This window comes from Streptomyces sp. NPDC001153, from assembly GCF_053598315.1.
Map to the genome: position 1 here is coordinate 120541 of NZ_JBSFJZ010000009.1, position 18826 is coordinate 139366.

Annotated in this window: 10 protein-coding genes, 1 tRNA gene and 2 pseudogenes; 6 read left to right on the forward strand and 7 right to left on the reverse strand. The window is 69.9% G+C overall.

Annotated features, from left to right (window positions below; genetic code table 11):
- Positions 1 to 368: 368 nt before the first annotated feature.
- Positions 369 to 725: pseudogene (locus tag ACWDEN_RS12840) on the reverse strand (thiamine pyrophosphate-binding protein); the annotation flags it as partial.
- A gap of 502 nt (positions 726 to 1227) precedes the next feature.
- Here ACWDEN_RS12840 and ACWDEN_RS12845 point away from each other — a divergent pair.
- Together ACWDEN_RS12845 and ACWDEN_RS12850 are read left to right on the forward strand one after the other, a co-directional pair.
- Positions 1228 to 2831 (forward strand): annotated as a pseudogene (locus ACWDEN_RS12845) (aldehyde dehydrogenase family protein).
- A 175-nt stretch (positions 2832 to 3006) separates the two neighbouring features.
- Positions 3007 to 3091, forward strand: a tRNA-Leu gene (locus ACWDEN_RS12850).
- 5 nt (positions 3092 to 3096) lie between these two features.
- Here the strand turns inward: ACWDEN_RS12850 and ACWDEN_RS12855 are convergent.
- The 4 genes from ACWDEN_RS12855 to ACWDEN_RS12870 all read right to left on the reverse strand — a co-directional run bounded on the left by ACWDEN_RS12855 (position 3097) and on the right by ACWDEN_RS12870 (position 7391).
- The gene (locus ACWDEN_RS12855) at positions 3097 to 4542 is read right to left on the reverse strand and encodes a recombinase family protein (protein ID WP_450858794.1); all 1446 of its coding nucleotides are present in this window, start codon (positions 4540 to 4542) and stop codon (positions 3097 to 3099) included.
- Entirely contained in the window at positions 4539 to 4775 is a 237-nt protein-coding gene (locus tag ACWDEN_RS12860) for a hypothetical protein (protein WP_450858796.1), read from the reverse strand. The genes ACWDEN_RS12855 and ACWDEN_RS12860 overlap by 4 nt, the downstream gene beginning before the upstream one ends.
- Positions 4776 to 4887: 112 nt before the next feature.
- Positions 4888 to 5064, reverse strand: a complete 177-nt coding sequence (locus tag ACWDEN_RS12865; RefSeq protein WP_450858798.1) for a hypothetical protein — start codon at positions 5062 to 5064, stop codon at positions 4888 to 4890.
- 341 nt (positions 5065 to 5405) lie between these two features.
- Entirely contained in the window at positions 5406 to 7391 is a 1986-nt protein-coding gene (locus ACWDEN_RS12870; protein WP_450858800.1) for an N-6 DNA methylase, read from the reverse strand.
- 142 nt (positions 7392 to 7533) lie between these two features.
- On the opposite strand from ACWDEN_RS12870, the gene ACWDEN_RS12875 reads away from it, so the two are divergent.
- From ACWDEN_RS12875 to ACWDEN_RS12890, 4 genes are all read left to right on the forward strand, one after another.
- Positions 7534 to 8475: a serine/threonine-protein kinase gene (locus tag ACWDEN_RS12875; RefSeq protein WP_450858802.1), complete on the forward strand. Its 942-nt coding sequence runs from the start codon at positions 7534 to 7536 to the stop codon at positions 8473 to 8475.
- A gap of 181 nt (positions 8476 to 8656) precedes the next feature.
- Positions 8657 to 9919 (forward strand): protein kinase domain-containing protein, encoded by a 1263-nt coding sequence (locus tag ACWDEN_RS12880; protein ID WP_450858804.1) that lies wholly within the window; start codon positions 8657 to 8659, stop codon positions 9917 to 9919.
- A gap of 138 nt (positions 9920 to 10057) precedes the next feature.
- Positions 10058 to 13303, forward strand: coding sequence for a DISARM system SNF2-like helicase DrmD (gene drmD / locus ACWDEN_RS12885; protein WP_450858806.1), 3246 nt, complete (start codon positions 10058 to 10060; stop codon positions 13301 to 13303).
- Entirely contained in the window at positions 13300 to 17619 is a 4320-nt protein-coding gene (locus ACWDEN_RS12890; RefSeq protein WP_450858808.1) for an Eco57I restriction-modification methylase domain-containing protein, read from the forward strand. Before drmD ends, ACWDEN_RS12890 begins: the two co-directional genes overlap by 4 nt.
- Positions 17620 to 17703: 84 nt before the next feature.
- On the opposite strand, the gene ACWDEN_RS12895 is transcribed toward ACWDEN_RS12890, so the two are convergent.
- Both ACWDEN_RS12895 and ACWDEN_RS12900 read right to left on the reverse strand, forming a co-directional pair.
- Positions 17704 to 17910: a DUF397 domain-containing protein gene (locus tag ACWDEN_RS12895; protein WP_450858810.1), complete on the reverse strand. Its 207-nt coding sequence runs from the start codon at positions 17908 to 17910 to the stop codon at positions 17704 to 17706.
- Positions 17907 to 18728, reverse strand: coding sequence for a helix-turn-helix domain-containing protein (locus tag ACWDEN_RS12900; RefSeq protein WP_450858923.1), 822 nt, complete (start codon positions 18726 to 18728; stop codon positions 17907 to 17909). Before ACWDEN_RS12900 ends, ACWDEN_RS12895 begins: the two co-directional genes overlap by 4 nt.
- Positions 18729 to 18826 lie beyond the last annotated feature (98 nt).

Here is an 18826-nt window from a genome sequence, read left to right on the forward strand (position 1 = left end):
GCAGAGCCACATCAGCCACAACTCCGGTCTCCGGGCGGCCTGCCGGAGGGCGTGGTGGCGTACGGCGGGCGGGTTCTTCTCGCGTGCCCGGCGGGCGGCGGGATCGGCCGGCGCGGACAGCGGGTCGGGTCGCGGCGGCCACTAGTTCCGCGGCGGGTCCCGTAAGAGACGGCCGGCGCCGGCCACGGCCAGGGACCCTCCGGCGCCCGCGACCGCGAGCAGCACCCGCGGGTCCGCGTCCACGACCGGAGGGAGGAGAAACGGTACGGCCCCGAAGGCGAGCCCGCTCGCCACCACTCCCATGGGGTCGCCCCGCCGCTCCGACCACCACCTGCCCGGCAGCGTCAGACAGGTGGCGTGCACCAGTCCGGCAGGTCCTGCAGGGAGCCCCTCTTGTGCTGGCTGAGCGCGCCCTGGCCGCCGATCAGCAGCATCGGGGACTCCGCGCGGAAGGCGTTGGCGACCCCGGTGACGGCGTCGGTGGTGCCGGGCCCGGCGGTGACGACCGCGCAGCCCGGCTTGCCGGTGATGCGGGCGTAGCCGTCGGCGGCGTGCGCGGCGACCTGCTCGTGGCGGACGTCGACGACTTCTATGCCCTCGTCGACACAGCCGTCGTAGATGTCGATGATGTGGCCGCCGCACAACGTGTAGATGCGGTCGACCCCTTCGGCCTTCAGCGCCTTGGCAACGAGATGACCAGGGTGGTGTCCCGGGGGCGTACACACTTTTCGGTCATCGGAGTCCGGCCCATTTCGCTGGCCGGAGTCCGCGTAGGCCGCACCCCGACGGAGACGGCGCGACTGGTCCTGGACACCCTGGAAGGCCTGGACGCACTGGGGGCCAGGTGAGTCGGCCAGGCCTCGCGGGAGAGTCGGGTCCGTCGGAGGCGAGCGTGCCTGGAGATGGCGGCCGCGCCAGAGACGGCGGTGTGGCCCAGGGCTGTGAGCGGGCTCAGGTGGTCGGCGGCCGCGCCCGAGAGAGGCAAGGGAGCCCAAGACGGCCGGCGAGCCGAAGCTGCGGAGGGTCGGCAGAGCCGCCCCCGGCCCCAGGCGACCCCATTCCCTTCCCACCCATTCCCTTCTCACCCCATCGCCTCATCCTCAAGTTCGGCCCCCGCCCGAACCACCACCCCACCTCTTGCCCGCGCAGCTGCGCCCGCCCCGATCCCCCACTCCTCGCCTGAGGCACCCTGCCGCCCCGACCGTGCACCGAGAGCGGAGCCGACGTATGACACTCACCCTCACCCCGAACCCGCCGCCCCCGAACCCCGGCGCGCGCCAGGCCGGCCCGACCCCCGCGCTCCTGAAACCCGGCACGGCCTACGCCGACGCCTGGCGGCGCTGTCTCGCTGCTGCGCCCGAGGCCTTCCGGGAGGACCGTGTCCTCAATCTCTGGGGCGCGGCCTGGCGGCCCGACGGGCGGACGTTCCCGGCGACCACCCCGGTCGACGGCACCCCGATCGCCGGAGCCCCGCGGCTCTACGGCGCCGCAGCTCAGCGGGCCGTACGAGCGGTCCTCGACCAGCACCGCGCCTGGCGGCACATCCCGCTGCCCGAACGGCGGGCGCGGATCGTCGCCACGCTGGACGCGCTCACCGCACACCGTGAGCTGCTCGCACTGCTGCTCGTCTGGGAGATCGGCAAGCCCTGGCGGCTCGCCCTCGCGGATGTGGACCGGGCGATCGACGGCGTGCGCTGGTACGCCGACGGCATCGAGCCCATGCTCGCCGGCCGTACCCCGCTGGAGGGGCCGGTCTCCAACATCGCCAGCTGGAACCATCCGATGAGCGTGCTCGTGCACGCCGCCCTCGTGCAGGCCCTGGCGGGCAACGCCGTGATCGCCAAGGCCCCGGCCGACGGCGGTGTGGCATGCCTGACCCTGGCCATGGCGCTGGCCGCCCGCGAGGGGGTGCCGGTCACCCTGGTCGGCGGCAGCGGTCGCGAGCTGAACCGGGCGCTGGGGTGGGCACCCGAGATCGGCTGCGTGTCCTTCGTCGGCGGACGCGACACCGGAGCCGACGTCGTCATGGCGGTCGCCGGCCTAGGCACACAGCACATCCTGGAACAGGAGGGCCTGAACTGAACGCTTGGGGTATCTGGGACTTCTGCGGCTGGGAGCGGCTCACCGCCGTGATCCCCAGGCTCTTCGACCACGGAAAACAGCGCTGCACCGCTTACGCGCGCTTCGTCGTGCAGCGGTCCCTGTTCGGCGCGTTCCTGGCCGCCTACCTCCCCGCGGTCCGCTCCGTCCGAGTCGGCCACCCCCTGGCGGTCGCAGACCCGGCCGACCCGCTCCCCGAGCTGGACTTCGGCCCGCTGATCAACGCGGCCAAGGCCAGGGAACTCACCGACCAGGTGGCCGAGGCAGTCGACCGGGGCGCCGTACCGCTGTACCGGGGCTGGCCGGACGAGACACGCTTCCTGCCTGGCCAGGACACCTCCGCCTACGTCCACCCGATGACCCTCCTCAACCCTCCGCCGTCCTCCCCCCTGCACCACGCGGAGCCCTTCGGCCCCGTCGACACGATCGTCCTGGTCGACACCGAGGCCGAACTGCTGGCCGCCATGAACGCGTCCAACGGCGCGCTGGTCGCCACCCTCGCCACGGACGACCGGGCCACCTACGACCGTCTGGCCCCGCAGATCCGCGCCCTCAAGACGGGGCACGGTACCCCGCGCTCCCGGAGCGACCGGGACGAACTGTTCGGCGGTCTCGGCGCCTCCTGGCGGGGTGCGTTCGTCGGCGGCGATCTTCTGGTGCGGGCCGTCACCCGGGGCCCGGTGGGGGAGCGGCTGCCCGGGAACTTCCCGGAGTACCAGCTCATGCCGTGACCCTCACACGACGTACACGGAATCATGCAATCCGTACACCGTCGCCGACCCGGCGGCCCGACTCGGCCCGGGCCGCCCCCACGCGACGGATACGCAGGTGAAACGCACTCCGAAACCTTGGTATTGTTGTCCCTGTCGCCGCGGGGAACACCCCCCGCAAGGCGGCAGACACCTAGTCCGGGTGGCGGAATGGCAGACGCGCTAGCTTGAGGTGCTAGTGCCCTTTATCGGGCGTGGGGGTTCAAGTCCCCCCTCGGACACTCCTTTACTCCTTATAGCGATACGGAATCGAGGGCCTCGACCTAACGGTTGCGGTCCTCGTTGCGTTGTCGTAGGTGATCGTGATGCCCAGGGCGTCGTAGAGGGGCTCTTTCTTTTCGGCGTCGGCGGCTTGGATGCGTTGTGCGATGTCTCCGAGTCTGTCAGTGATCCCTCGGATCTGGTCTGCCGTGAGGGGCGGTTCCTTCTTCTGAGCGACGGTGGGCAGTGCGTCGAGCTTCTTCTGTGCCGCTTCCCTGTCACGTTGGGCGTCGTTGATCCACTGGGTGACGACGGCTGGGTCGGCTCCGGAGTCGAGTGCTGCCTGGTAGCGGGCGAGGCGCCGCTCGCATTCCTTGATCGCCTGGCGGGCTTGAGCCTGCTCGGGGGTCTGGGGCTGTGCCGCGCTTGCCGCGATGCTGGCCTGGCTGAGTGCGGTGATGGTGGCGGTGAGCCGGTCGGGGGTGAAGGCGCGGGCGATCCATGCGTCCAGTGCCCGGCAGATGATGTCTTCGCGCAGGTTGATGGTGCGCGGATGATCGAGCCCGGGGTAGAGGGCTGCTTCCTGTTCCTTGTACTCGCGTCGGTAGTAGACACGGTCGCGGATCGCAGAGGGCTGCATCTTGCGTCCACACAGAGTGCACCTCACCCGTCCTCGCAGGACGTAGGCTCGCTGACTGCTTCGGCGGTTGGGGCGTTCCTGCCGCTGGTAGACGCGGGCGCGTTGCCTGCGGGCCCGCTGGGCGGCCTCGAAGAGCGCCTTGGTGATGAGCGGGGTGTGTGCGGGTTCGTTGGACCAGATCCACTCGTCACTAGGGTTGTGGGTCATGGTGGTGCGGTGACCGAGGGTGACGTCATCGATGTCGAGGAGGCGTTCTTCCTTCCGCTGTTTGTTCCACACCTCGTGGCCGGTGTAGCGGGGATTGTGGAGGATCGCCCTGACCGCACCGGCCTGCCATGCCTTCTTCGTCCGGTGCGGGTTGCGGGCGGCGTCGTGGGTGGAGGGGCAGGGGATGCCGTCGTGGTTGAGGTGGAGGGCGATGGCCTCGTCGCTCATGCCGTCGACGTACAGGGTGAAGATGCGCAGGACGACGGGCGCGGTGGCGGGGTCGGGTTCGAGTTTGTGCAGTCGTTGTCCGGCGGCTGCCTTGGCGGGGTTGGGGTGAGTGCCGGCGTCGGTGATCCGGTAGCCGTAGGGCGGTCGCCCGCCTAGGTAGCGGCCCTGGAGCTTGGCCTGGGAGCTCATTGCGGTGCGTACCCGGATCTTGATGCGGTTGCGCTCGCCCTTGCTCATGCCGCCGAATACGGACATGACCAGGTCGTGTGCCTCGTTGTCTGGGTCGATCGGGCCGCCGACTTCAGGGACCCACAGCGGGATGCGGAAGTGGACGAAGACCGGGAAGGTGTTGCCGAACTGGTTACCGTAGAAGGTGCGCTGCGGCTCCCCGATCACGACCGCGTCGAACCCGCGGTGCGGGTCGCGGAGGGCTTGGAGGAGTTCGTTGGCGCGGGGGCGGCGTTGCCAGGGCAGGGACGGCTGTGGCCGATGTCGAAGTACTCGGTGACGATCTGGCCGTCGGCGGGTTCGATCAGGGCTCGGGCGCGGGTGAGCTGCCAGTTTCTGGAGGCCTCGGGGTCTTGGAGGTCCTCGGTGGAGCAGCGTCCGGCGAAGGCGAAACGGATCACGTGCGGTCAGACCCCCAGTGTGTGTGGCGTGGAGCGCGTTGCGGGTGTTATGTGACGGTCTGTCGTACCTCGACTGGGCGAGAAGGGCCAGCCGGGGCCCACTCCCGCCCGCCTAGGCGTCTTCGGCATCGGGGCGCTGCTGGGTCAGAACGACGATTGTGACGCGAAGAAGCTGCAGGAGGGCGGCGGCGACGGGCTCCGTCATCTCGGGTGGCTCGTCGGGGAGAGCCACGTGGGCCTTCTGGCGGTTGTCCGGACTTGAGTACGGCTCGGTCGGGGCCTGGGACATGCGCTGCTGGGCGCCGGGGCCAGATGGCTCGTCAGTGCTGACACATCCCATATAGAGATATTGCACGTCGGATTTGCCGTCCTGCGCCCGCCAATGACCGTCTGGGAGGCGGCTGGCTGTGGATTCCGTTGGTCCATTCTGGCTCGGACCGAACCCGGACTTCCCGGGCCTCGCGCCGTCGGTCCAGGCGGTACGTGCGTCGAACCGACTGTGACCTGCTCCGACAGTGCCCGTCATCGACCATGCCGCGGTCTTGGCCCGTGAACGGTCCGGATGCTGCAAAGGGGTTGGGGAAGCAGAACTGGAATCAGTTGATTGTGGGCCGCCTCGGTCGGTCTCGGTCAGGCGGTCAGCCCGCCTGCGGCAAGTCGATCACTCATGTCACCCGCCAGGCCCGAACCCGAGCCGTGCGCCCTGGCGAGCAGCGCTTCGAAGGCCCTGAGGCGGCGAAACGTCTCGGCGTACACCGCCTGCTTCTCCAGGGGGAGCTGGAGTACCTGCAGGCGCCGGATGTCGACCCGGGAGGAGCTGGAGGCGTGGGTGCCGGCCTGGCGTCCGTTGGCGGGAGCGCGTAGACAGCCGGCGAGGAAGTGGGCGTCCAGCTTCTCCGAGTCCACCCGCAGGGCGTAGAGCTGGGGGCCGAGGGCCATGGGGGGCCCTTCGTGCACCCACGCCTTGAACGCCCGGATCACTCCGGCGACCACGACGTCACCCTCCTCGGCGACGGCCTGCGCGGAGTCGGTGGAAAGGATTCCGCCGGGGCTGCCGTCGTGCAGGAGGTCGGCGATGGTGAGGAGCGGCACGGCTGCTCCGCCTGCCGGTTGCGTCGTCTCGGGAGGTTGCTGACCGGCGCGCAGTGTGAGGGCGCCGGCTTTGACCAGGTCTCCGACGGTCGCCGTGGTCGCGGACGTGCCGCTCTCCACGTCGAGTTCGGAGAGGTACTGCGCGTGATCGGCCAGATCGGTCAGCAGCATCCCGAACTCGTCCCACCTCGCGACCAGTTCCTTGGGGGAGGGTTCCGCCGTCGATGCCGTGTAGCGGCCCGGTGTGACATCCACCTCGTCGTCGAGGAGGTCGAGAAGGGGGACGCGTACGGCGCCCTCCGGCGGGTCCTGGCCGGGGCGGTCGAGGGTCGCCAGTGCGTCGAGGACGAACGAACCGAGGGCGTCCCAGTCGGGGCTGGGCTCGCGCGTTCCCGGTCGTGCGAAGTGCGTGGCGTCCACCAGGAGGGCGTCCTGGCTCGGAGAGGTGGCCGAAGGGTCGTCCGAAGCCGCCCGCAGGATCCACAACTGCAGCGACACACTGTGCGGTTGGGCGCTGCCGGGGGGCAGGGACACCACGGCCCGCAGTGCCCCGGTGCGCAGCAGCGAGCCGCGGATACGGCGGCCCGCCTTGCGTGACGCGACCGCGGGTGGAAGGACGACCACGGCGGCGCCGCCCGGCTTGAGGTGGGACAGGAGGTGCTGCACCCAGGCCAGCTCGGGCTCGGTCCGTGGGGGTAGCCCATGGGTCCAGCGCTGGTCGGTGGCGAGCTCCTCGTAGCCCCAGTCGCGTTCGTTGAACGGGGGGTTGCACAGCGCGATGTCGGCCCTGGCGCCCGCGAAGGGGTCGTCCCGCAGCGCGTCGCCGGTCGCTACCCGGGTGCGGATGTCACGGTCGTCCGCGACGAAGTCGAGCCGGGCGGACGCCAGCGCGGCCAGCGCCGGGTCGCGCTCGCAGGCGAGCAGTTCGAGCCCCGGGCCGTCGTACTCCTGCGCGACCGCGGCGGCCAGGTGCCCTGTGCCGCACGCCGGATCGAGGAAGGTCGGACCGTCGTCCCCCGCGCCGAGACGGACGGCGAGGGCGATCCGGGCCATCAGTGTGGCGAGGGGCGGCGGCGTGGTGCTGAGCTGCCGGACATGCGTTTCCAGCCACCGTTGCAGCAGGAACTCGAAGGTCTCGCGCGGTCCCTCCGCCCGCCCCAGCTTCGCCGCCTCCGCCACCAGGTCACGGGCCTGCGCGGAGAGTTCGTGATGAGCGATCCGCACCCTGGAGGAACGCATACGGCGGGCCGCCTCCGCCACGGCCAGACCCGACTCGTTCCGGCTGCCCAGTACCTCGAAACGCGGCCAGAGCAGCTCCCTGCCGCCGATCCGCTTGAGCTTGCCGTTCTCCCGGAGCCACTGCTCGACCTCGGCCAGCGAGAACTGCGGGCTGACGTCCGTGCCCCCGATCCGCGTGGGGAAGGAGTCGTGGCGGCGCCGCCAGTTGCTCACCGCGGCTCGCCCGACGCCGGCGATCCGGGCGATCTCGGCCAGGCTGACGGGTACGGCGTCGGGGGTACTCATGGATCAGTCTCCGAGGTACATGGCGGCTGGGCTGGTCGGCGTCCCAGCGGGCCGTGATGCTGAGAGGCTACTACGCTCATTGACTTTGTTCACAGAGTTCGCGTTCCACCTTTATGTGTGGGGAATGTGGAGGTCAAGGAAGATGCCGCGTCTCGCTCCGGGAATGGTGCTCTGTGACCGGTATCGGCTGGAGTCGGTTCTGGGCCGAGGCCTGATGGGACAGGTGTGGCAGGCCCGCGATCTGCCACTCGACCGGCCCGTCGCGGTGAAGACCGTCGCCACGGAGCTGCTGGCCGTGGCGAGCGGCCGGGACGCGGCCCTGGCCCGGTTCCGGAGGGAGACGAGGGCGGCCGCGCGTCTGGATCACGCCAACGTCGCCACCGTCTTCGACGCGTCGCTCACCGGCGACACCTGCTGCCTGGTGATGGAACTGATCGAGGGCACCACCCTCGAGTACCTCTTCGACGACCGGGAGGACGGCCGGTTCGACGTCTCCTCGGCGGTCGCCGTCGCCGCCCAGCTGTGTGCGGGACTGTCCGCGGTCCACGCGGCCGGTCTGGTCCACCGCGACCTGAAGGCGCAGAACGTCATGATCCGGCGGGACGGCATCGTGAAGATCCTGGACTTCGGACTCGTCAAGCTGCTCGGCGACACGGACCCACGGCTGACGACGACCGGGGAGGGTGTCGGCAATCTCCTGTGCGCCTCTCCGGAGCTCCTGTCCGGACGCGACCGGCTCGACGGCCGCAGCGATCTGTACGCCGTGGGCTGCCTGCTGCACCACATGCTGACGGGCGAGCCCCCGTTCCCCACCCGTCAGCCGGCGCTCCTCGCCTCCCACCACCTCGCCACGGCCCCGCCCCTCGTCGCCGACGCCGGGGTGGACGTGCCCGGCGGCCTCCAGGACCTGATCACGGCCCTGCTCGCCAAGCGGCCGGACGACCGCCCCGCATCGGCGGCCGAGGTCTACGCGGCTCTCGCACCCCACCTGCCCGACCCGCGTCCCGAGTTGGCGGCCCGGCGCACGGTGCCCGAAGACCCCCGCCGCCCGTTCCTGGTCCCGCAGGGCCCGCTGCCCCTGTGAGCAGCCCCCACCCGTCCGTCCTCGCGGGGCCGGGGACGTTGTAACGCGCACCTTTCCTGTCAAGCGAGGCGCAGGAGAACGGTGACCGGTGACAGAATGACCACGTCGGCCGGGTGCCGTGGCGTGCCCGGCCGCCGGGAGGCGGCGGGCGCAACAGCGCGGGGACTGGGGACGGGGCACGATGCGGCGAAGCCTTGGGCGGTACGAGCTCACGCATGAACTCGGCCGGGGCGGCATGGGAGTCGTCTGGGCGGCCCGCGACCGCGACCACCACCGGGAAGTGGCCGTCAAGGTGCTCGCGACCCAGGGTCGTGGTACCGAACTCAGCACGCTGGAGCGCCGTTTCCTGCGCGAGATCCGCCTGACCGGCCGCCTGCGCCACCCGGGTGTCCCCGCGGTCCACGATCACGGCACCCATGAGGGCGAGCTGTACCTGGTCATGGATCTCGTCCCGGGCCGCGCCATGGACGCCGTACTCAAGAACGACGGCCCGCTCGGCATCGGGCAGGCCGCGGACGTCGCCCGCCGCACGGCCGAGGTGCTGTCGTACGCCCACGGGCAGGGCGTCGTGCACCGCGACCTCAAACCGTCCAACCTGATGATCACTCCCGACGGGGCGATCAAGGTCCTGGATTTCGGAGTCGCCGCCGCTCTGGAGCCCGAGCCCGGCGAAACCCGCTTCACCGCCTCCAACGCCACCCCCGGGACGGTCGTCTACATGGCGCCCGAACAGGCGGTCGGCCAGACCGTGCCGGCCAGCGACCTCTACTCCCTGGGCTGTGTCCTGTACGAACTGCTCACCGGCGCCCCGCCCTTCACCGACGCCAGTCCCTTCATGCTGTACCACCGGCACGCCCACGAGCCCGTCCCGCCGCTCGCCGACCGCCGCCCCGACGTGCCGGACGGCCTGCGGACGCTGGTCGAGCGGCTGCTGGAGAAGAAGCCGGAGGACCGGCCCGCCTCCGCGGCGGAAGCGGCCGCCCTCCTCGCCGCCTGGGCGCCCCGGCCCGCTCCTGCCGCCGTGGACGCGCCCGCTCACCCTCGTCTGGCCGAGATCGAGGCCCTACGGCGTGCCGGCCGCCCCGCCCGCGCCCTGGACGAGTACCGGGAGCTGCTGGGCGTCGCCGGGCTCGACCGCGCTAGCGTGCTCACCGCGCGCGCCGGAGCCGCGCTGTGCGTGGGCGCGCTCGGGCGGAGCCGCGAGGCCCTGGACGAGCTGAAGTCGGTCCTCGCTGAACAGCGCAGCCTGCTCGGGCCGGGCCACCCCGCTGTCCTGGACACCCGCTACGAGATCGCGGTCCTGCTGATCCGCACGGGGGAGCGCCACGCGGCCGAGGAGCTGCTGCGGCGCCTGGCGGCCGAGGAGGACACGGTCCGGCCCGCTTCCGGCGCCGGGCGGTCGCGCAGCCGGGTGCTGCTGGAGCGGCTGCGCCGCATGGGCTGAGCGCCCCTGCCTCCGATAGTTTTGTAATCTCTGTTCACAGATGATTGCTCGTGTTAGCCTGCGGTCACGCCGTTCCGGAGGGGAGACAGGACACTGTCTACGGACGGCGGCAGGAGACACCGAGGGGAAGCAGCGCCCATGACGCCAGCAGCTCAGCGCGAGACCGAGCGGACGGGGACGGAGGCGCTCCCCGAGGAAGGCAACCTGGTGGAGGTGCGCGGCCAGTCCTGGGTCGTCGCCCGCGTCGAGCCGTCCCCGACCGCCCCCGAAAGGGGGGAGAACCGCCGCCCGGCCACCCTGGTCCACCTCCAGTCCGTGGCCGACGGCCGCTTCGGCGACACCCTCTCCGTGATCTGGGAGGTCGAGCCCGGCCGCCGCGTACTGCCCGCCGGCTCCCTCCCCGACGCCTCCACCGGCACCTACGACTCCCCGAACCGCCTCGCCGCGTTCCTCGACGCGGTGCGCTGGTCCGCCGTCGCCTCCGCCGACGCCAAGACCCTCCAGGCCCCCTTCCGCTCCGGCGTCGCCGTCGAGCCGTACCAACTGGAGCCGGTCTCCCGCGCCGTCGGCGCGCCCCGCGTCAACCTCCTCCTCGCCGACGACGTCGGCCTCGGCAAGACCATCGAGGCCGGCCTCGTCGTGCAGGAACTGCTGCTGCGCGGCCGGGCCCGCCGCACCATGGTCGTCTGCCCGGCCGGCCTCACCCTCAAGTGGCGCGACGAGATGGCCGAGAAGTTCGGCCTGGAGTTCACCATCGTCGACTCAGAGCACTGCGCGCGCCTGCGCCGCACCCACGGCACGGCGGCGAACCCCTTCCGCGTCCACCCGCTCACCATCGTCTCCCTGCCCTGGCTGCGCGGCCAGAAGGCGCAGCGCCTCCTCGACGAGGTCATCGGCGCCCCCGAGGAGAGCCCCGACGGCGAGCACAAGCGCTTCTTCGACCTGCTCGTCCTGGACGAGGCCCACCACGTGGCGCCCGCCGCGCCCAAGCAGGTGTACGCCGTCGACTCCCAGCAGACCAAGCTGATCCGGCGCCTCGTCCCGCACTTCGAGCACCGCCTCTTCCTCTCCGCCACCCCGCACAACGGCTACCCCGAGTCGTACACGGCGCTCCTCGAACTCCTCGACCCGCAGCGCTTCATCCGTGGGCCTCAGGGCCCGGACAAGGAAGCCCTGAAGGACGCCGTCGTACGACGTCTGAAGTCGACGGTCACCAACGCGGACGGCACGCCGCGCTTCCGCACCCGCAAGACCCTCGAACTCCCTGTCCACTACACGCCGCAGGAGCGCGAGATCCACGGGCTGCTCGGTGAGTTCGCCGAGCTGCGCCGCAAGAAGCTGACGCCGAAGGCCCGGGGCGGCCGTCGCGCCGCCGACCTGGTGACCCTGCTGCTGAAGAAGCGCCTGTTCTCGTCCCCGGCGGCCTTCCTCCACACCGTCCAGGTCTACCTGTCCCACCTGGAGGACACCGGTCCGGTGCGGGGACGCTCCGCGGCGGCCGAAGTCCCGGAGTGGCTGGAGGAGTTCGCCGACCTGGTCGCCGACCTGGACGACACCGGCCTGGTCGACGCCGAGGACGACGCGCTGACCCGCTCCACCTCGCTGACCCCGGCGGAGGACGGCCGGGAACTGGACCTGCTCCAGGAGATGGAGCGCTGGGCCCTCACGCACGAGGCGGCACCGGACTCCAAGGCGGAGACGCTGATCCGGGAGCTGAAGGCCGTCTGCCGACCCGACGGCAAGAAGTGGACCAACGAACGGGTCGTGGTCTTCACCGAGTACCGCGACACCCAGGAGTGGCTGTACGACCTCCTCCAGCAGGAGGAACTCACCGACGGCGGCCGGGTGGAGCGCCTGCACGGTGGCCTCTCCGCCGAGGAGCGCGAGCGCATCCGCCTCGGCTTCCAGACCGAGCCGTCCCGCGAGGAGGGCAAGGTCCGCATCCTCCTGGCCACCGACGCCGCCGGCGAGGGCATCGACCTCCAGAATCACTGCCACCGCCTCATCAACTACGACATCCCCTTCAACCCCAACAAGCTCGAACAGCGCATCGGCCGCATCGACCGCTGGGGCCAGCAGCACGACCCCGAGATCACCCACTTCATCGGCTCCGGCTGGCAGCAGGCCCAGGCCGGCTCCTACGAGGCCGACCTGGAGTTCCTCTCCCGCGTGGCCAAGAAGGTCGCGCGCATGGAGCACGACCTCGGCTCCGTCAACGCCGTCCTCGCCGACGCCGTACAGCGCCGGATGACCGGCGACACCGCACCTGTCGACATCGAGAACGCCAAGCCCAAGCCGATCAAGGGCCGCCGCACGGGCGGCGAGGTGGCGCCGGAGCAGAACGTCACGGCGCAGACGAAGCGGCTCGCCGACCAGTACGACGAGACGGTGACGGCGCTGGGTCTGACGCCGACGAACGTCAGGCGGGTCGTGGAGACGGCCCTCGCACTGGACAACCAGCCGCCGCTCCTTCCCTCCACGTTCCGAGCCGAGGACTTCGAGCCGGGCGACCTGTTCGACGTCCAGCCCCTGTCCGGCAGCTGGGAGCGGGCGACCCGGGGCCTCGCGCACAAGCTCCGCGAGGGCGAACAGCGCCCGCTCACGTTCTCCCCGGTGGTGGCCGCGCAGGCCAAGGACGACGTGGTCCTCGCCCACCTCAAGCACCCGCTGGTGGCCCTCTCCACGCGCCTGCTGACCGCGGCCGTCTGGAACGCCGATCTGATCGACCTCAACCGTGTCACCGCTGTCGTCTCCGATGACCCGGCCGTGACGACGACCCTGCTCTCGGCGTACGCGCGCTACGTCCTCGTCGGCACCGATGGCACCCGCCTGCACGAGGAAGTGCTGTACGCGGGCGGCTGGTTCGGTGACACGGGCCGCTTCCGGCGCTGGGAGTCGGTGGGTGAGCAGGGCAGGGTCCTGGCCCAGGCGCTCACCGAGGGCATCGAGGCGGCCCCGCACCTCCGCAAGGAGCTGACGGAGGCGTGGCCGAGGCTCCGCGACCCCCTCTACCGCTCCCTGGAGGCCCGGGCCGGCGAACTCGGCCGCCAGCTGGAGAGCAGGCTCGCCGACCGCCGGACGGAAGAGGAGCGCCGCATCACGGCCACCCTCGACCGCTTCGAGGCCACCTTGCGCGCCAAGCTCAAGGAGGAGGGAGACGGCGAGGGCGAGCAACTGGCCCTGCTCTCCACCCACGAGCTGACCGGCCACGAGCGCCGCCAGTTCGAGGACGACCGCCGCCGCTGGGACGATCGTCTCAAGGGCCTCCCCGCCGAGCGCGAGCGCGAACTCGCCGCCATCGCTGCCCGCTACCGCGAGCCCCGCTCCCACCTCTTCCCCGCCGCCGTCGTCTTCGTGATCCCCGCAAAGGAAGCCCGCCGATGAGCCCCCGCCGCACCATGAGCCGTGGAGCAGCCGCCGCCAAGGCCCAGGCCACTGACGGCCGCCGGCAGCACCAGGAGTGGCTGGACCTGACCGAGGTCTCGGGCCCCTTCCTGACCATGCCCGTCCTGCTGCGTGCCTGGCCCCAGCTGGACGCCCTGGAGAAGGAGGAGCGGCCGAGGCTGCGCGCCCGTCATGCCGACTGGCAGACGGACACGACGGCCGGCCGCGACGAGTGGGTGTCGTACGTCCTGGGCCGCCTGCTGGAGTGGGGCGACGCGCTGGCGTTCCGCCAGGGCGAGTCGGAGCACGACGGCCTGGACCGCCTCACCCTGCGGGTGGCGGAGCACAACACCGAGGTGCGTGCTGACTTCGCACTGGTCGAACCGGGCGCGGAGCTGGCGGCCGAGCCGGACGTGGAGTCGGCGGCGAAGCGGGTACGGCTGCTGGGCATGACGGTTCCGGCCGGTACGGCGCCCACGGCCCGCGTCGGCGGTGGCGGCGACTGGTCCGCGGCCCCGGCCGACCGCCTGGCCCGCCTCCTGCGCCACCACGGCGTACCGCTGGGCCTGGTCACCGACGGCCGCTGGTGGTGCCTGGTCTGGGCCCCGCTGGGCGGGGTCACGACGACGGCCGTCTTCGACGCGATCGGCTGGAACGAGGCGGCCGAGCGGAACGTCGTGCGTGCGTTCGTGTCGCTGCTGCGTCGGCGCCGGTTCTTCGAGTACGACGATGCCGAGACGCTGGTGGGCCTGCTGAAGGCGAGCCTGGCGGCGGGCGAGGATGTCACCGAGGCGCTGGGCATCCAGGTCCGGCAGGCGGTCGAGTTGCTGGTGGACGCCATAGGGCGGGCGGACGTTCGGGCGGTGGAGCACGGGGCGCCGGGTCTGCACGCGTCGGGTGTGAGCGCGGGGGAGGTCTACCGGGGCGCGGTGGCGGTGATGATGCGCGTCGTGTTCCTGCTGTTCGCGGAGGAACGGGGCCTGCTGCCGGCGGACAACGAGGTGTACGCGCGCTCGTACTCCGCCCGCTTCCTGCGCGACGAGCTGAAGGCGCGGGCGGACGACGAGGGCGAGACGTCGCTGGAGCACACGACGTCGGCCTGGCACCGCCTGATCGCCCTCTTCCACGCGGTGCACGGGGGAGTGGACCACCCCGGTTCGGGATTCCACCTCCCGGCATACGACGGCTCGATCTTCGACCCCGACAAGTACCCGTGGCTGGAGCGCACCACCCCGCTCCTCCCGATCGACGACCGCACGGTCCTGCACATGCTCCAGGCGGTGCAGGAGGTCCGCGTCGGCAAGGGCAAGGACCGCGAGGTCCGCACGCTCAGCTTCCGGGCACTGGACGTCGAGCAGATCGGTTACGTGTACGAGGGCCTGCTGTCCTTCGACGGGCGCAGGGCGACTGAGCACATGGTGGGGCTGATCGGCCCCGAGGGACTTGAGCATGAGGTGCCGCTGCGGGAGTTGGAGTCGCTGGCGGCGAAGTCGGGGGCGTCGGTGAAGGCGCTGGCGAAGGCGATCCACGAGAAGTGGAAGGACCCGAAGCCTCCGGCGACGGCCGGGCAGTTGGAGAAGAAGCTGGCTCCGCTGGGCGCGGAGGAGGCGGCTGAGGCGCGGCGCCGGCTGAACGCGGTGACGAAGGACACGGGGCTCACGGAGCGGTTGCTGCCGTTCGTCGGCATCCTCCGGGATGACCTGCGTGGCCTGCCGACGGTCATCCCGAACGGCGCGCTGTACGTGACGGAGTCCTCGCTGAGGAAGAACACCGGCACGCATTACACGCCTCGCTTCCTGGCGGAGGAGGTCGTGCTGCACGCGCTGGAGCCGCTGGTGTACGAGCCGGGCCCGCTCCAGACTGCGGACACGGGGGAGTGGCGCCTGAAGTCCTCCGAGCAGATCCTGGACCTGAAGGTCGCGGACATCGCGATGGGTTCGGCGGCGTTCCTCGTGGCGGCGTGCCGCTACCTGGCGGACCGCCTGATCGAGGCGTGGGAGTCCGAGGGCCGCGCGGATGCTCTGACCTACCGCGCCGGGCGGGCCGTGGACGCGGTGACCGCGGCGGACGCGGAGCAGGACCCGGTGGTGGTCGAGGCGCGGCGCCAGATCATCGAGCACTGCCTGTACGGGGTCGACATCAACCCCATGGCCGTGGAGATGGCCAAGCTGTCGCTGTGGCTGGTGTCGATGGACCCGGGGCGGCCGTTCACGTTCCTGGACGACCGGCTTGTGTGCGGGGATTCGCTGTTGGGTGTGCACAGCATGGAGCAGATCCAGTCGGTGCACATGAAGCCGGGGCAGCAGACCGACATTTTGGCGGAGCAGGCGCGGGAGTTGGTGGATCAGCTGACGCGTGAGCGGTTGGCAATTACTGCGATCAAGGGTGTCGACCTGCCGGCGCTGCAGAAGAAGCGGGAGCGGTTGGAGGCCGTCAACCGGCATTCGCGGCGACTGCGGCTGGTGGGCGACCTGATCGCGGGGGCTGCGCTGGCTACTTGTGCTTCGGGGCGGGTGCCTTGGTACGAGGAGGAGGGCGGGGAGCGGGTTCGGGATCTGTTTCCTCGGGCTGCGTGGATCGTGCGGCAGATCGTGGAGGAGGGGGTTGAGGACGACTCCGAGGTGGTGCGGGAGGCTCGGGCTACGGCGGAGGAGTGGTTGGCGGCGGAGCTGCCGGAGGAGAGGCTGGAACGGCGGCCAGTGCACTGGCCCTTGGTCTTTCCAGAGGTTTTTTCTCTTAAGCAGGGATTTGACGCGATTGTTGGAAATCCGCCATTTTTGGGTGGTCAAAAGCTCACGGGTGCAATGGGTGAAGCGTATCGTGAATATTTGGTAGATTTCATCGCTGCAGGGAAGCGAGGGAGTGCTGATCTCGTTGCTTACTTCGCCCTGCGGGCTCACGGGCTCCTCAACAGCGATGGGCAAACAGGTCTTATCGCCACCAATACGCTAGCTCAAGGTGATTCCCGTGAGGTTGGTCTGGAACAGCTTGAGCGTGACGGTGTCAAGATTCGACGAGCGGTCAAGAGCTCGCCTTGGCCGTCCAGCTCGGCAGCGCTTGAGTATTGCGCAGTGTGGACGAGTAGGCGGCAAACAGAAGTCGGTGCCGTCAGCCTGCTCGATGGAATCGTGGTGCCGAAGGGGATTTCGACGTCGTTGAATCCGAGTACGCGCGAGGAGTCATGGGCTGAGTCGCTGCATTGTAACGGTGCAATGTCTTTCATTGGCTCGTATGTACTCGGACTTGGGTTCACCTTGCCTAAGGAGGTGGCTAACGCCTGGATCGCCGAAGATGCACGTTATGCCGATGTGCTTTTTCCTTATCTCAATGGGAAGGAGTTGAACGCTGACCCCACGCATACGACCCGGCGATGGGTGATCACTTTCCGGGACTGGCCTGAGGGTAAGGCTAAACAGTATCCTCTCGCATACGAGCAGGTAGTGCGCGAAGTGCGGCCTGAGCGAGCGTCGAATAATCGTGACGCTCGACGCAACCGCTGGTGGCTTTTCGCGGAGTGGGCTCCGGGGTTGTATAAGGCCCTGGAGAGTTTGCAGCAGTGCATCGTGATCACGCGACACACGCACACCGTCATGCCCGTTCTTGTCTCCACCGACCAGGTCTTCTCTGACGCTCTGGCGGTAATTGCTGATGGCGACGGGGGCACTCTCGCTGTTCTGAGCAGTGGTCCCCACTACTGGTGGGCCGTGGAGCGCGGATCAACCCTAGAGACCCGGGTCCGGTACACGCCCACCGATGTCTTCGAGACCCTAGTCCGTCCTCCGGTGACTACCCGTCTGCGTGCTTGCGGTACCCGACTGGACGCGTATCGTCGCGAGCTCATGATCGCCCGCAATGCGGGACTTACCGATACTTACAATCTCGTCCACGATCCGAGCTGCCTGGATCCCGACATCGTCGAACTCCGCCGTATCCATGAGGAGATCGATCGGGCAACGGTAGAGGCCTACGGGTGGCATGACCTGTTGGATGAAACTGGGCAGACTCCTCCCGCCGACCCCACCCATGAGACTTTGCCGCTCGATCACGGCTTCCACGAAACCGATCAAGGCACTCGCTACACCATCGGTCTGCTGGCCCGAACCGAGATCATCGACCGCCTGCGTCAGTTGAACCACCAGGTATACGCGGACGAGGTCCACCTCCGGCTGCACAAGGGTGTGACCGACAAGAAGGCGAGGGAGAAGCATCCCGACCTTCCCCCGCCGTCTCCCGAAGCCATCCGGAAGCGCCAGGAGCAGTTGGCCGCGCGAGGTGGATCGGATTTCGGGGAGGGCGCTGAGGGCGCCCTGTTCTGAGCCGATGGCATGACAACGGGCTCGCTCCGTCACGTCAAGTGACGGCGGCGAGCCCGTTGTTTCGCCAAGAAGCTCCGCTGGGCGCTACTTCGCGGCGAGCGCCACGAATGCCGCCCACTCACCCCTGGCGATCCGCAATACCGGCCGGCTACTCGCTGCCTTGGAGTCCCGCACATACACCGCGTCCAGGCTGGCAGCTACCTCCACGCAGTCGCCGCCGTCCGATCCGCTGTAGCTGCTCTTGATCCAGCGCAGCCCATCCCCGTTCTCGGTCATCTGCTCCACGCTCATGTCTCTCCCACCATCCGTTCGATGAGTCGCGCAGACTCCTCGACGTTCAAGGCCTGCGATCGCAGCTTGCCATACCGCAAGGCGAAAGCACTGACCTCGGCGGTCGCCGAGACGACACACCCCACGCCCTGGGACTCGAAGTACCCGAGAAGCTTGTGCTCGTGTGACTCCACGACCACGAACGGGCCGTTCTTGCCCGGATGGAACCCCCGCCCGGCGGGCATCACCTGGATCTCCACGTTGCGCAATGCTCCGACCTCCAGCAGCCGTTGCCACTGCTCGCGCATGACCTCGGGACCGCCCACCGGATCGCGTAGTGCCTCTTCACCCACGATGAACGACAGCTCCGCGAGCGGCACTCGCGTCAGCAACTTCTGTCGGCTCAGCCGCGCTTCCGTATGCTGGTCGATGATCTCCTCGCTCAGCGGCGGACAGTGCCCGGCGAACACCGCCCGCGCATACCCCTCCGTCTGCAACAGCCCCGGCACGAGAAGCGGATCGTAGGAGAACCGACTCACCACCTCCGCCTCGATAACCGCGAAGTTGCGGAAGAACCGAGGCAACTTCGCGCGGTCCACCTCATCCTGGAGCACCTCCAGAACCCCACCCGCCTCCAGCACCCGATCCGCCGCCACCGTGAACGCGGCCTTCGCCGGCCGCCGCCCCTGCTCCACCGAGGCCACCTGCTCCAGCGAGTAACCGATGGCGTCCCCGAGCTGCTGCTGGTTCAACCCGGCCCGCTTCCGCAGATGCTGGAGGAGCACCCCGTACGCCGACCACACGCCAGGCAGATCCGGCGCCTCCTCCTTGGCCTTCAGCGCCCGCCCGCTCCGCCCGTCCCGTACCGCCTTCACGCGCCCACGCCCTTCCCTGCCGAAGCGCACCCCGCTGCAACATCCACCCACTCGGCCATGTT